This is a genomic window from Prosthecobacter sp., assembly GCF_044373815.1.
In the GTDB taxonomy this organism is placed as follows: domain Bacteria; phylum Verrucomicrobiota; class Verrucomicrobiia; order Verrucomicrobiales; family Verrucomicrobiaceae; genus Prosthecobacter.
Map to the genome: position 1 here is coordinate 20,331 of NZ_JBIPNG010000013.1, position 15,816 is coordinate 36,146.

A 15,816-nucleotide genomic window follows, 5' to 3' on the forward strand; every position below is an offset into this window, starting at 1 on the left:
AATCAGCGGGTTTTGGCGATCAACTGATTGAAGGTGACATAAGGAGCGATGGTGTCGCTGCCGAGGGGCGCGAACACAAAGGCTGGCGAACTGGTCGCAGCGATTTTGATCACCATGCGCTTCATGTAAGGCTGAGTCATCTCGGCTTTTGGCAGCGCCACCACCTGCTTCGGCTCAATCTCCACAACGTAGGCGAGATCCGTGGCATCCTGCGCAACCTCACGTCCCTGATCATTGTAGTACTTTTTCACTATCTGATTCGGCAGCAAATCAAAGGAGGCATTTTCCATGTCATGCGTGAGCTGCTCCAAAATGCTGCTGTCATTAATCATCAACGACGTCTTGCGGGCCATGTCGAGCCCCTGAGGCAGGAGCCCCAGCAGCGTGATGATGGCGAGAGCCGCAATGGCCACGGCGAGCGTGACCTCGACCAGCGAGAAACCAGCCTGTGACCGGGATTTAATGAGATTTTTCATATAAAAAGAGAGGTAGGACCCAAGGGATCAACTGGCAGATCATCAAGGACTGAAACGCTTGCTTTCCAGCGTGCGGAACTTGAAGAAAGTGTCCAAGGGCTTTTCACCCAGGGGATTGGAAGCCGCACCGTAATCAGGCAGAGGATTGGCCACGTCTGTGGGGTCGATGTAACGCTCAATCAGTGAGGACCCACGGTATTCGCCGAGAACGGCATCCTTGGCAGGGTCCATGGTATCCGCAGCCGTGGAACGCGCCTTGGTGATGACCTGCGCCCGCATGTGAACACGGAAGGTGTTGCTGCGCGTGGTGACACGGGCGTAGATGTTGGAATAGGGGCGCTCACGTGTGTTGTCACCTGTTCCTGAATGGCTCTGCCAGAACTGCTCCATCACGGACTGCAAGTTGGTGCCGCTGGTAGTTGCATTGATGCTGGTAATACTGCCGAGGGTTTCCCCACCGGAGGAGGCCCCCTGGCTGACATCAGGAATCAGGTGCATTTCGCAGATCTGGCTGGGGCTGCGGAAGAGACCCCGATAGCGATTGAGCGCATGATTGGAGCCAGTGGCCGAGTGTTGGAACTTCTGGTCAAACTGGTACAGGGTTTTGGTGACATCAATAGGGCGGTGCCAAAACTTGGTGTTCTGGCTTTCATCCCAGAAGCGATCCCCCGAACTGCTCCACATGGAAGAGGTCGCGGCCGTCTGGAAGCTTTTGGCGTTATTGGTGTCCGTCAGCGGGATGGCGGTGATGAACTCACCCTTCATCACCGCATGGAGGCCGGTGGCGCGGGTGATGTTGGTGAAGGGGACGATCTGGTAGTTGAGATTGATGCGGCCAGCGATGGAAAGCGGCTCGCTGATGGCGTAGGGCTCCACCACCGGCATGAAGAAGAGATCCAGCAGGTAGTGGTCGCGCGGATTGTTGTCTCCGGGATGGGCACTCTTGCCAAAATTGGCATTAGAACTCGCATAGGGCCGGAAGAGCAGAGTCTGCCAGGGCTTGCCCTCATTGTAGCTGACTCCGGTAACCGCGCTGGAGCTGACGCTGCCGCCGGACCAAACCCCGGTCGGGAGAGAGCCGAACATCACTGGTGAGCTTACCATTCTGTTTGGCGTCATGTAAATGCCGGTGCGCCAGTCATCGCTGTTATTCTGAGCCTCATAGAAGTAGCCCGAACGATATAACTTTCTAACGTTATAGCGGGTAGTCTCACCGGCATAGAAGTTTCCTTCATCGGGCTTGTTCACATACGGGCCATCACGGGCGTCACCGATGCCATTGTCAAAGTCACCGTAGCCGTTCGCGGTGGCGGCCCAGCCGTCATCAGGCGGGAGGTCTGGAACGCGCGCATCGGAATATGGAGCGCCGGCAACAAGCTGCTGATCCTTGCTCATGCGGACATCGGGATACTTGGCCATGCTGGCGTCTCCTGGGAGCATAACCCCCGGTTCAGTATGCCCCCAATGGGAAGTGAAGCTGTGAATGTTCCGAGGCTGGTTCTTCGGAGCTTGTGACTCCATCTTCGCCCAGACTGGATGCTTCATCCACATGGTGCTTGGCACTTCATAGCGGGCGGCGGCGAGACGGTAGTCTCCCACGGCCGGCACAAAAGTGCGGATCACATCTGAACCTGACCACGGATTACCGTTGGAATCCACGACACTGGTACCACCGAGTTCCACAGGAATCAGGGGAATACCGTTGTTGCCGTTTGACTCAAAGGTGGGTGCGCCGCTGCTCATGGCAGCAAGAAACCTGCCATCCGTATCCAGCCTCCCGGTCTGCAACTGACCGATAGGACCATCCAAATCCGTGGTAAAGCTAGGCCCAACGGTGTATAACCTACGAGTTGCCACGGGGAGACCAGCAGGGCCTTTATAGTTAGGGTTTATGGTACCAAACATGCGATTGATGCATCCCATCCGGTTGAAGCACCACCAATGGGGTGCCTGGATAGAGCGACGGAATCCTTCGCGGCCATAGCTATCAATCCAGAAATAGTGCGAAGCTTCCGCCTTGCCCAGGGGATCGGTGACCGGATTACCGCTGATGAACCGCTCATTGGACGAATAGACCAAGGCAGGAACGGGCAGATACGCTTCATCAACGGCCAAGCTGATGCTCTGCACTTCTTCTTTGCTGTTCCCCACACGCTTGTGCATGTCGTAAATCTTGATCACCAAATTACGCTCACCAAATGTCAGATGCATCGGCTGGTCGCGTGGGACGGTAATGAACTGGCTGATCAAACCCCAGTTGTTCAACCCGTCGTGGAAGTTGTTGCTAGAACCAGGATTGGCAATGTAGGCGCTCGGGTCACTCCCACGTTGAGTTCCGGTGACGTAAGGATTGGTGTCATCCCCAATCTGCGTGGTGCCCCAGCCGGGAGCCGCTCTGCCCCCGGAAATAATGCTGGGTCCGACATGGCCGCCCAGAGGGTAGGAACCCGAGGTGCCACCGGTTTCATACACATTTCCGTTGGACTTGATGACCACGTCCTGGGCCGATGGAAACAAAGACGTGTTGTTAAGCTTGATGGAACGCAAGAACTGCCCGTCCAGAGTAATGGCCCATTCGGGGAACATTTTTGTCCAGCCGGACATGGGGCAGAAAAATTCCAGCGTGAGCATGGCCTGTACTCTTTTTTCAGCAGGGGAGGCAGGATCAGTGCCGTCCGCCAATGGCCTGTTTGTTTCCAAGGTCATGTTCCAATTTGCCGGCTGATAGCCCGGATGGAATCGAGGATGCTTGGTCAAGTCTGCTGGATTCGTGGGATCGCAGCCATAATACCTGCCACCACCATACTTATTCAAAGCCAATGGCTCATTCCCATCGAGAGGTGGATAATTGGAATACCAACGCTTGTAGTCGAAATAGGGGCTGCCATTGGTAGGCACTGGCGGCGGGTAAACGGCATTTTCAACCGGCGCGTTGCCAGGGTTCGTTGCGGGTGCTGCGGTGCCCTCCTTATTCGGAAGCGACCGGGGCGCATTGCCACCGCCAGACCGCACGCCGTTGCAGACCACTGCGTACTGATCATTGGGAGAGATGTAGCCATCCGCTGTACAAATGAACTGAAATCCGATTTCTGAAATGGTGAACATCCGCCCCATGCCTTGTACCTTCTGCCCGCCGCTGCGCTCCCAGCGCGCCGGAGAAACCTGGCCATGTCCGGGAAACACCTTGGTGTTGCTCGAAAGGTAGGTGCTGCCAAGCTGGTTCTGCCCGTTGTTCAAACTGCCTGTCGCCATGGGGGTGACCCGCTGCTCCGTGAAGGTCAGACGATCAGCGGCGATGGATGACCGGGTATTGTACAGTGACTGGTTTTGGCCCGTCGTGAGAACCGCGCCACTAGCCGAGTTGGCGACGCTGCTATTGTAAGGGGTAAAACCATCATTCCCGCGTGCCAGCACGCCATCATAGAGATTGGTGCAGCGGATGTAGTCAAAGAACATGATGGCGAGCTGGGCCACATTGTCCGTGCCGTACTTGTCACCAAAATTATTGCTTCCTCCGAGCGAGGAGGTTTGCGGGAACTGCAGCGTTGCCATCTCTGCGTAGAGGTAGTCGAGCAGCTTGCTGTTGCGCCCCAGAGACGTCGAGGTGCCATTGTCCGACGATGATCCCGTCACATCATAGGTGGGGTGGTGCGGATCGGCACGGCGAAAGAAGTAGCTGTTGGCGATGGCGGCGCCGGCGGTGGTGCCGCGCTGCGTCGAACACAGGGCGATGATGTTGTCAAAGCTGGTGCGGCGCTTTGGGCCCAGTGACTCATCCGGGACAGGCCACATGGCAACACGTGGCAGGCCATGAATGCTAAACTCCGGAGAGCGGCTGCTGGAGGTGAGAAAAAACCGGGACCTCTCCAAGGTGCCTTGATCAAAAATGTAGCGTCCATTGCCGCCCGGAAGCTGGATGCTGGCAGCCATGCGGCCGTTGGTTTTATTGTAATTGTAGTTGGAATCCGAAGTTCCATCGGCAAACAACATTTCATCCACACTTGCAAACAAGCGCTCTTTTCGTGAGGCCGTAAGGTCAATGAGGCTGCCGATATCGCTCTCGCCATTGCTGCTCGAAAAGTCATCTTTGACAAACGGCCTGGTGCCCGAGGTAGAACCACCCATGGCAATCTTGGGGATCAAACGATAAATAGCATCCTTGGTGGTTACGATGTCAGTAATTTGGGCGTTGGGGCTGTACACGTCCAAGTCAACACCGGGTGCGAGGACGGTGCTTAAAGCCACTGTGGCAGGATGCCCGGGATAGCGCTGGTACTCGCCTGAGGCTGGCGGAAAGTTGGCCCATTTTGAGTCACGCTGGTGAAAGAAATAAGGAGGTGCAAAAAAGGTGGGCTCGGACGCTGTGTTGACATTGACTTTGCAAGATTCGTCGTCGGTCCAAAAAGCAACGCGTCCAACGATAGGATTGCTGGCGCTGGGGATTGTGGCGCCGTCTGCACTGATGAACTTGTTGCTGGCGTCAAGCGCACCGGTGGTGCCGTCCCGCAGGACGTAAATCCACTCGACCGGCATGGGCAGGCGCAGTTTGTTGGGTTCATTGCCAACATCCGCAGGGAGCACCACTTCATTGTAGGTCACCGTTCCGCCAGCACCGGTGATGGAGGGTGTGGTCTTGGTGTAGGTAAAGCCTTCCACGGCAGCCATCGTCTGCCCATTGTCCGGGTTGGCTCCGTTGTAAGCAGCGCGGGGATCAATGATCGGGAAATAGAGCGCCATGGTTCCTGTGGTGAGGCCGGGGCGTATGATCGGATCGTTCAAATCCACAAAGCGCGCGGCGTTTTGTGTGGCGTTCCAGTCTTGAGGGACTTGATGGGTGCTGCCGAAAATGTCCGCCTCATTGGCGCTGGTGATGACCATCTGCGAGCTGGAATAGAGCTTGTGGGCACGCACAAAATCACCATTGGCCTTATAGACACGCGCCATGCCAGGCTGGGTGGCATGGATGGTGCGGCTGAAGGAGCCCGTGGCGGAATTCTGGGCATTTTGCAGCTGCGCCTCGGTGAATACGACAGCGAGATCCGCAAGCTGCTTGGCGCTACGAGAGGCCACATAGCTCTGGCTGGCTTTGTATTCGGTGCGGGTGACCGAGAAAATAGCGACTACGAGCATGGACATCAAAGCCACGGTGGTGACCACCATGACTAAAGCCATGGCCTTCCTGCGCCTGTTCCAATTTGCGACTAATGTTGCAGCATTCATGATTAGCTCCTGTTAAATTACTGATTTATGGGGCGATAATAATAAAATCGCATCAACCTGACAAGGTATTTATCATGTAAACACAAAGGCACTGACGGATCGTTTGCCCGCAGGCCTAGCGCAGGCGGGCTCAAACAGCCAATCTGCGGCGGCGGCGCCAGCCCAAGGCCAGGACTCCGAGCAACAGCAGCAGCAACCGGCCGGGCTCTGGCACGGCCACCACGATGATGCCGGAGGTATACAAGTTGCTGATGTCCCAGAACTTGCCGCCACTCAGGGTCGGGAGGTCAATGAAATCGGTCGAAGTGTTGCCGGTGAGATTGGCGAACTTCCCGGTGGGGGTCAGACCACCCCAGTCAATGAGCTGCCAGCTGTCTCCCACGTTGAAACTGGTCGAAACGAGGGAACTGCCGGCACCGATGCCCACGTTCAACGTCGCCCCAGTGATGGTGATCTCCGAAACGGCGAATCCGACATCGTTGAAAACAAGGCGGTCGGCTTCTGAGGTGGGGGTGTTGATCGTATTGGTGAAGAGATTGAGCTTCAAAATGGAGCCAGCATCCAACATCACGAACGCCTGATCCCCGGGAGTCACAGCTCCTGTAATACGGTCAAAATCAGCTGCAAAGGAGCCCGTGGAATCTAAGGTCACATGCAGTTGGTTGGCGGAGGTAGAACCTACCGCACCCACGATCAAAGTCCCCCCGCTTTGGACCCAGAGTCCATTGGAAACTCCAGTGTCAGACCCGGGGGCAATGGTTCCTGTGCCGCCAAGGGTGGCGCCGTCCCACACCACCACATTGCCATAGCCGGTGCCGGAGCCTGCGGTGTTGTTAACGAGCAGGGTTCCTTCATAGACCCCGGTGTCACCGTAATAGGTGTTGCTGCCAGTGAATGTGGCCACTCCAGCCCCTGTTTTCCCGATGTAGAGGAGGTCCTCGAAACCACCGCTATTGGCTTCACTGATGACTCCAGAGAAAACCATGCCGGTGCCAACATCCGGCGCGGTGTTCGAGTTGATCTGAAGCTCCGTGATCTCCGAAACAGTATCCAGCACATTTCGCAGAGTCAACGCACCTGAGAACGTCACTGCATTGGAGGAGGTGATGGTGGTGATTCCACCTGTTTGATTGGGGCTGACATTGATGTCGATGTTCTGCGTGACGTTGGTGAGCGCAGCGTTGTTGATCTGAAGAGTGACGTTCGGGGTTGTCTGATCCAGCACCCAGACCACCGCGTCATTGGCTCCTGAAGCATTGCTGTTGCTGACATTGGTCACGGAGGGGGATGCCATGAAGAAGGTCTGGCTGGCAGCGGTTCCTTTGTTGACGGTCACCTGAGTGCCATAAACCATGTTGGCGGCGAGGTTGAAGGCCACCCCACCACCATTGGCAACGGTGGCAGTGCTGTTATTGGTCCTGTCCACACGCGCCAGATTCATCGTCAGATCGTCGTTGATCTGCGTGATGACATAGATGCCGTTGCGCTCTGGATGATCGACTTCGTCCTTCACGAGAATGGTTGTTTTGCCAACGTCGGCGGCGCCAAAGGTGACGCCATCAATGACGCGGCTGACATTGACGAAGGCCCCAGTGCCTGCATTCAGAAGCCCTGCACTATAAACTCCGCCAGCCGTGGCGACAAACGCACCACCAAGTCCGCTGAGGTTGGGAGCCGTGCTGGCCGTGCTGGTCTCCACACCCAGCAACGAGGCACCGTTCGTGGCGTAAGACACCTGCATGACCATTTTAGTGAAGGGGATACCTCCCAGGCTGGAGGTGGAGTCACCCAATTCGAGGGTGGATGTCTGCCCCAAGGCAGTCACACTCGAAAGCACCAGTGTCCCCGCCCGCACCACGGTACCGCCGTTGATGGTGTTCCCTGTGCCGCCTGTCTGCGAGCCATAGGTGTTGGCACCGGCAAGCACGACCGTGCCACCCAGAACTGTGATGCCGCCGAGACCCGTGATGGCACCATTGTAAGTGACCGTGGAGGTGGCGCTGGAAACCAGAAGGGCATTGTTTCCGCCGGTGCGATCCACCTCAATGCCACCGCTGACCGTGGTGGTAGTCGCCGTGGTGTTGAGAATGGAGACGCCACCGCTGTTCACATTGCCAAACTTCAGGGAATTGGACAGGGTGGTGCCGTTGAAGACGAGCGTCAGGGCTTCGTTGTTGGAGCGCGTGTCGGTGGTGGTGCCGATCTCGACCAGCCCGTTCACATCTCCCAAAGAACCATTTTGCTGGGCGATCAAGGTCCCCTCGGCCAGCGAGGTGCCGCCGGCGTAGGTGTTGACTGCCGACAGAGTCAGCACGCCGTGCCCCCCCTTGACCAGGCGTCCGTCGCTGCCCGAAATCACACCACTGATGATGGCGTCTGGAATCAACGTTCCTGTTGATGGCGAAGAGTAGACAGGCCCGCGACCGCTGGTGACTTCCACCAAGTGCGATTTGCGGCCCAGATCAATGCCGTTGGCAAAAGTCACCGTCTTGTCAGCGTCCTGGGCGCCCAGAAGGAGCGAGTCATTGTCCAGAACAAATCCATTCAGGCCCCAGGTCAGAGTCGCGCCACTGCCGCCGATGTTGACGGTGCGATTGGCGGTGTAGGCTGCAAAGCCGCCGCTGCTGGTCCAGTCCACCTGCGTGCTGCCGGTGCCGAGGCTGCGGGTAAAGTCTCCTGAGTTAAGACCGATGATGCCACCGTCCAGACGGAGATGGCTGTTCGCCGGAAGCGCCGAGGCCGAATCAAGGCGCAGAACGCCGCCCTGCACGTAAGTGGTGCCCGTGTAGGTGTTGGTCCCGGAGAGTGCGGTGGTGCCATTCCCACTCAGGACCAAGTTGACCAGAAGACCGGCAGTGGAGTTGTTCGCAATCGACGAACTGATGGTCAACGCCCGCAGCGGATTCCAGTTGTAGATGATGAGATCGGCCGTGGTGCCGTCTGTGTTGGCCAAGCCGCTGGTGAGGACCCCGCCCACAATCGAGTTCTGGTGGGTGCCAGAGTGAGTGGTCTGAAGGATGGCTCCTTTGGCAAGGGTAAGGGTGTCTGTAATCGTGACCGTGCTGGAATTGAGCGCCAGAGGAATGGAGGCCAGATAGTCGGAATAAAGGTTCACAATTCCACTATCGGTAGCCGCCGCACTCAGGGTGATGGAGCTGCTGCCGGAATTAACGGACAGGACCGTTGTGCCAGCTGGAATGCCGGGGCCGGTGATCGTCATTCCTACTCTCAGACGAGAATCGCTGATGTTGGAGACAACGGCGCTGCCAGCGGTCGTGCTGCCGGTGATGGTGTCAAAGGCATACAAGGTCACGGCGGTTCCCTGCAGGCTCGGTGCCTGGCTCAGAGTGATTTTATGGTTGGCCACGTCGATGGCGGTGATGTAAGTGCCCTGCACAATTCCGGTGCCACGAATCAACTGTCCGACCTGCAGGCGGTCCACTCCCGGCACATTGGTGACCTCGGTGCTGCTCGTGCTCAGATTGCCTGCCGATGAAATGCTGTTGTTGTAGAGCAGGATTGTGCTCACGGAAGCGCCTGAAGCCGTGCTGCCGGAGAAAGATTCCTCAATCAGCGCACCATCATGAACGTTGTTGGTGACTGCCCAGTTGGCGGGATTTTGGACGAAATTATGAGAGCCCTTGATGTCGGAACCTGTCATGATGTTCGTCGCCGAATCAATGATCGCAAAATTGTTCACGCCCGGGTTGTTGGGATCATTGGTGCTGAAGAGAGCGCGAGGCATGATGACGCCCACGTCGACCAGAGCCTGCCCGCCAAGGGTGATGCGCGCCACAGATGATCCGCCGTCTGCCACAAAGAGCACATTGCCGCCCTTTTGATAAGTGACGGGTGTTGGATTGTTGAGGTCCTGCAGGTTGAGGAAGGTTGTAGAACCTGTGGCGCCCTTCACACGAATGACGGAAGCACCTTCGGCAATGGTCAGCGCACCGATGAAGTTCTGCGCGGTGCTGCGACCGGTGATGCTCTGAACGTTCAGCGTACCACCGCCCATGGTCAGGGTGCCCACATCATTGCGAATATACTGGTCAGTGAACCCGGGGGAGAGCTGGAGCGTTCCGTCATTCACCACCAATGCGTCGAGGCCGTAGCCGCCGAACGAAGTGCCCAGCAGCGCCAGAGTGCCTGCACCGGTCTTGACGAGGCTGTAATCATCCTGATTGCCCGGGGTGGTGAAGTTACCGCCCAAGGTCAGCACAGTGTAGGCATTGCCGACATCCCAAACTGCGGTCTGATTGATGGTGAATCCACGGTCCGAACTGGCGCTGGTGCCATTGAATTGAAGCGTGCCGCCGTTGAAGACCAAATTGGCCAACGTATTGCGGGAGGCGCCCAGGCTCGAAGCAGGGCCGGCAAACACGAGTGTGTTGGAGCCGGTGGCAATCGCCGATACGGAGATGGAGATCGTGGTGCCGTCGATGATTTTGGTAATCGTGGCGCCCAATGGAATGCCAGGTCCCGTGACCAGTTCTCCGACGCTCAAATTGGCAGTGGTTGGCACGGTAACCGTGTTGCTGCCATTGGTCGTGGAGGAAACAAGAGTGGCGCCAATGCTGGTGCTGGCTCCAAAGGTGAGGTTGTTCTGGCCGGTGGTCGTCACCGGATTGGAAATCTCGATCGTGTTTTGATCCAGAATCCGCACGATGGTCGAGTTCGCCGGGATGCCGTTGCCGGAAATGGTCTGGCCGACGGTCATGCCCAAGGTGCTGCCCACGACAATTTGCGTGCCACTTTGAGTATTGCCGGTGCGCGCGCCAGTATACAGATTCGCGGGTCCAAAGTTTAGCGAAGAAGCGGTCGCGGTGGGAACATAGGCAACGCCCACCGACCCGGAAATGACGCCAATGGTGATCTGGGTGCCGTTGACAATGGAGAGGATGACGACCTGGCCACCGGCGTTGGAAATGCCTGTGCCATCCACCTTCTGCCCAACGGCGAGACCTGCCGTGCCACCGGCAACAGTGACTGTGTTGTTGCTGGTGTTGGTGGCGGCTGCAATGGTGCCGGTCTGTGCGGTGATGCCGCTGTTGTTGAAGGTCAGGCTGGAGCCCGTGGTGCTGATGAGCGCGCCGTTTGACAAGGTCACCGTGGTGGGGTTGGTGATGGCGGCGACGGTGACGCCGGCAGGAAGGGCACCACCTGTGACGATGGTGCCAATGGTCAGGCCAGTCGCATCCACCGTGAGTGTGCGGCCGGTGGAAGAAAGGTTGGTGATCAGCTGCGTGCCAGCAGTATAGCCTTCAATACCCAGAGACTGGATGGTGGTGACGCCAGCATTCAGGGTGGTGACGCCAGTGTAGAGATTCATGCCGGAGAGAATCAGATTGCCCAGGCCTGTCTTGTCCAAGCCGGTGACCTGCGAGAACGTCAGGGTGCCGGTTCCAGCTCCCGTAACAGCGGCGTTGCTAAGGGTGATGGAGGAATTGGCCGTGATGGCGGTGATCGTGGTTCCGTCCACGATGCCCAGTCCGGAAACCTTCATCCCAACGTAGAGACCGTTGGTACCGTTGATGCCATTGAGTCCGGTGACTGATGTGCTGCCAGCAGCGGTGATGCCGGAACGGTCCTGGCTGAACTGCAGGGTTTGCGTCGCGGAAGCCGATGGGTTCGAGCTGAGTGTGATGGTGTTGGTCTGGAACTCCCGCGTGGTAGTGGCGGAGATCGATTCATTCGGCGCTCCATCGAGCGTGAGGGTGGTACCATTGATGGCGGTCACCGTGCGACCCAGCAGAGTGGCTCCCACGAAAAGATTGGATGGCACCGCGCCGGACACGAGCACGTCGTTGCCGGAAGTGCTGCCGATGCTAACCGTGGCCACCGAGGAAAGCGCGGTGATCGTGGTTCCCGCAGCGATGCCAGATCCTGTCACGAGCATGCCCACGGCAAGATCGGCGCCGTTGATGTTGCGCACTAGGTTGCTGCCGTTTGCAATCGTTGCCGTGCGGTCTGCCCGGCTGGCGGTGTTGTCGATGATGGAGGCGGAGATTTCAAAGGCCGCGGTGGTGTTGTTCTGGATGATCAACAGGTCATTGACCGTGGTGCCCACCCTGCCGGTGGAAAGCGTGCCGCTGCCATTGATCAGGGACTCGCCGCTGCCCATGTTTGGGGAGACCAGAATGGCTCCGCCTTGCAGAGTGTTGGCGCCGTTGAGCGTGACCGTGCTCACTCCACCGCCGCTCACCGGAGTGTTAAAGCGCATTGTGTTGGCCGCCCGATTGGTCTGCTCGGTGTTCGCCTTGAAATCCATGTTTCCGGTGGTCGAAGTGATGGTCCAATCGTTGTTCACCTGATTGAGAGTGTAGTCGGTGTAGGCCCGGATCATGAGGTCTCCAGCTGTCGTGTTCAGCGTATCGACCAGCGATTCGTTGAAGGAGCTCTTCGTCGCCCAGCTCGAATCGCTGACCGTGGCCCAGGAGCCCAGAATTCCGACCGTGTTGTTGGTGTCGGTGCTGGCAATGTCATTGCCGCTGAAATTGATCTTCGCTCCCGCCTGCCGGCTGATGCCGTTCATGCGCAGGACGGAACTGTCGCTCAGACGCGTGACTCGGTTGTCCCCAGCACCCAGCGTGACGCCGGCGACGATTTCCACATGGGAGCCGCCCATCAGTTCAAGTGTGCCGCCAAAACGGCTGCCACCAAGAACCAGTGCGCCTGTGTCCGCAAGCTTGCTGGAATTGTTGGTGGTATAATCCAGGCGCAGAGTGCCGGCCTGAACTGTGTGGTTGGGCACATTGAACGAAGAGTTCAAAGTATTGCGGGTGGTGGGATCTGTCTGACCGCTAAGGATCAGCATGCCGCCACCGAGCTGGGTGACCGTGCCGTCTCCGCCAAAAGATCCCTTGAGATTGAGAATGGAACCCTGCTGGACGAGGATGGTGGAGTTGGCATTGACAAAAACCGAGCCAGCCCATGAGCTGCTACCCACGGTGGTTGCCAGGGTGCCGCCAGCGAGATACATGGTCTGCACGGTGTTGTAGGCCACATTGCGCAAGTCGAGAGTGGCATTCTGATTGCCGATGAGGTTGCTGCCATTGGTACCGCCAGCAATGATGACACCTGCGCCACCTGAAGCACCGAAAGCACCGTCTGCCGTGGCTGCCAGAATACCGGCATTGACCATGGTCTCGCCTTTGTAGGTATTGGTGACACCAAGGACCCAGGTTCCGTTGCCGATCTTGTTAAGCGAGGTCGGCCCACCCGTGCCATCTCCCAGGACCAGATTGAAGAGGTTGTCACCACGATTGGCTCCACCCAGGGTCAGGGTGCGGGAGCCGGAGCCGGTAAAGGCCACTGCAGGAGACAGGCCATCGAAGCCAAAGGTCACTGTCGCGCCAATGACAGTGCCGTCGGCGATGATAGCCCCGGCGCTGTCGCCCAGACCGAGTGTGAAGGAACGGTCTGTGAAGGTGGAGACATTGTTGAAAAACCTCAGGGAACCACCGTTGAAGACCAGATTGGCGGCAGCATTGGAAGCACTGCCAATACCGCTGTTTTGCCCGCCAAATCCAAGCTGCAGGACGCGGATGCCGCCGCCGTTGATGGTTGTGACGCCCGAGTAGTTGTTGTCCGCACTGTTCAAGGTCAAAATGCCATTACCGGTTTTGGTCAAAGAAACGCCGCCACGTCCTGATGTGCCGTCCGTAATCGAGCCACTGTATGTGAAACTGTCAGAGGCATTGATCGTGAGGGTGGAGGGAGCAGTGCCGTTGTTAGTGACAGTACCAAAGCCGGTGAGCTTGGCCATCGAGGTGGAATAACCGTTCAGATTGATCGTGCCATCATTGTAGGCAATGTAACCGCTGCCCGTGCTGACCAGGCCGTTATTGCTCTCAAAACGAACCTGGCCCCCGTTGATGGTCAGCGTTCCATTGAATTGATTGCTGCCACCCAGCCGCAGCAGACCGGATGATATCAAAATGTCACTCGTAAGGGTGTTGTTTCCAAGCAGGGCGATCGTAGAACCGATCATGCGAATGAAGCCGATGGTGTTGTTACCCGTCAGCTTGACGGCGTTGAAGCCGTTGAATGCGAGGTTTTGATTAGTTCCATCTGCGGTTGCAAGCTGGGAAATCTCGATGGTGGTGCCGTCGACGATCCTGGTAATGACAGTGCCTTCGGGGATTCCATTTCCGTCAACCGTGGCCCCCACTTCGAGTCCGGCAGTCGTCGTCACCGTCACCGAATTTCCACCGGTGACGTAGGTTGAAACGAGCGTGCCGACGCTACCAGTCTGCGCGCCATTGGTTTCCAGGCCGCCCGAAAGATTGTTGTTCCCAGCGATGAGCAACACGCCGAGGCTGCTGGCGTCGGGAGCAAAAATCAGGCTGCCGACGTTTCCAATGATGCTGTTGGCAGCGCCCATGGACAGCGTGCTGTTGGTGGCCACACGGAAGTAACCATCTGCGGCACCAAGGGTGATGCCACGATTGGAATCATTGAACACCAGATTGGTGCTGGCGCGCAGCCCCCCCCCGTTGATGGTCAGCTGGTCTGCCTGATAGGAGGAAGGATTGGAACCCAAGTCACTTTCACGGGTGATCTGAAGCACGCCGTCATTGATGTAGGTCTTGCCCGTGTAGGTGTTGAACACTCCGAAGGTGAGCGAGGTGCTGATGGAAGCATTGGGCTTCTGGGACAGGACCAGGGTGTTGGAATTGGTAATGCTCAGCACCGTGGTGCCAGGCAGAATGCCAGCGCCTGTGACCGTGGAGCCAACCGCGATGTCCGTGGTGGTGAAGCCAGCGTTGAGGGTCACCGTGGTGCTGTTGGGGTTCATCGTCGCAACGGTGGCGGTCACCGTTGGATTGAGAACCAGGGTGCCGGCGCCGGATTTCACCAGGGAAACCGCATTCAGTCCATTGTCGACGATGGCGCTGGTGACATTGAGCTGGTTGGTCGGCAGCTGGAAGAACAGCTCATAGGCATACGGATTGATGGTTGACCCGCTGAAGGAGCCTGCGGTGAGCCTGCCACCGGCAATGGTATGAGTTGCCTGGGTGGCAAGGATGCCACCGCTGTCGATGATGAGCGTGCTCGCCGTTCCCGATGAGACCGGATTGATGGTGAGGGTAAGGCCCGAGGTGCTCTGAATGTTGAGCGAGTTGATGGTGCGGCTGCCAAAAGTGGTGGGAGTCTGGGAGACCGTCATCTTGATATTCTGACCTGCGGCCCAGCCATGGATGGAGGTGGCAGCATTCGCCGCAGTGTAGGAAGTGAGGCCCGTGATGCCGTTGACGTTGACACCGTTGACCGTCTGAGTTGCAATGGTGGCCCATTCATAGGCCTGCACACCGCCCGTCAGGGTGGAGCGCACCGCCCAGCCGCCAATGATTCCATTGTTGTTGCCAGAGCCTGTGCCTGTGAGCACGGGCGGGGTGGTGAGCGCGATAGCTCCGAGGTCCGTGTTGCTACGGATCGAATTGAAGAGGGCGGTGGATCCCGCTGCACGCGAGCCGAGGCTGGCGAAGGTCAGGAGGTTGGATGCAGAAGTGGCCCGTTCAGAGACAATGCGGTTGGAGCCGCCGGTGAAGGACAAGGTCCCCAAGGTTTCAGAGAAGTTTTCTGTACCTGCCGTGCCGACGCCCTGCAGAGTGATCTGGCCACCGTTCATGACAATGGCGGCGGAGTCATTGATGCGGTTAACGGCGGTTGCGCTCGTATTTCGAATTCTCAAGCCTTGGAAGGTGGTACCGTCAGCCAGTGCGCCGCTGCCGGTGATCTGGATGCTGGTCACTCCGAACAAGGAGCCCGAACCTTCAATGCGCATGTCGCCGCCGAGAAGATTGACCTCTCCAGTCACACCACTGGCTGAAGCAACCGTCAAAACAGCACCCGAGGTGACGTTGTTGCCATTGCCGAGAACGGTCAGTCCGCCGGACTGAACATTGACCACGCTGTTCCAGTTCACGGCAGTCAGGTTCTGTTTGCCGGAAATGTAAAACCCGCCGCCAGAGATTGTGATGTTAGCGCCAATATTGGTGGTGCCGCCTTCCAAGACTTGGAAGCCGCCGCCGATGGTGGAAGCGGAGTTGAAGGCCAGAGTGCCGGTGCCGCCATCGCGCACCACCGCACCAGAACCAGAGATCAACCGGGAGAAGGT

Annotated in this window: 3 protein-coding genes; all 3 read right to left on the reverse strand. The window is 57.7% G+C overall.

The window, feature by feature from the left end; genetic code table 11:
• Window positions 1-2: 2 nt before the first annotated feature.
• The 3 genes from vccB to ACIREA_RS02370 all read right to left on the reverse strand — a co-directional run bounded on the left by vccB (window position 3) and on the right by ACIREA_RS02370 (window position 15,804).
• Window positions 3-476: a Verru_Chthon cassette protein B gene (gene vccB / locus ACIREA_RS02360; protein WP_397380163.1), complete on the reverse strand. Its 474-nt coding sequence runs from the start codon at window positions 474-476 to the stop codon at window positions 3-5.
• Between the two features lie 42 nt (window positions 477-518).
• Window positions 519-5,648, reverse strand: coding sequence for a Verru_Chthon cassette protein A (gene vccA / locus ACIREA_RS02365; RefSeq protein ID WP_397380165.1), 5,130 nt, complete (start codon window positions 5,646-5,648; stop codon window positions 519-521).
• A 178-nt stretch (window positions 5,649-5,826) separates the two neighbouring features.
• Window positions 5,827-15,804, reverse strand: a complete 9,978-nt coding sequence (locus ACIREA_RS02370; protein ID WP_397380167.1) for an autotransporter-associated beta strand repeat-containing protein — start codon at window positions 15,802-15,804, stop codon at window positions 5,827-5,829.
• Window positions 15,805-15,816 lie beyond the last annotated feature (12 nt).

What these genes read in the sequence shown, in the direction of transcription:
- vccB (WP_397380163.1), bottom strand. Translation starts at nt 476, where the DNA reads ATGAAAAATCTCATTAAATCCCGGTCACAGGCTGGTTTCTCGCTGGTC.
- vccA (WP_397380165.1), bottom strand. Translation starts at nt 5,648, where the DNA reads ATGGCTTTAGTCATGGTGGTCACCACCGTGGCTTTGATGTCCATGCTC.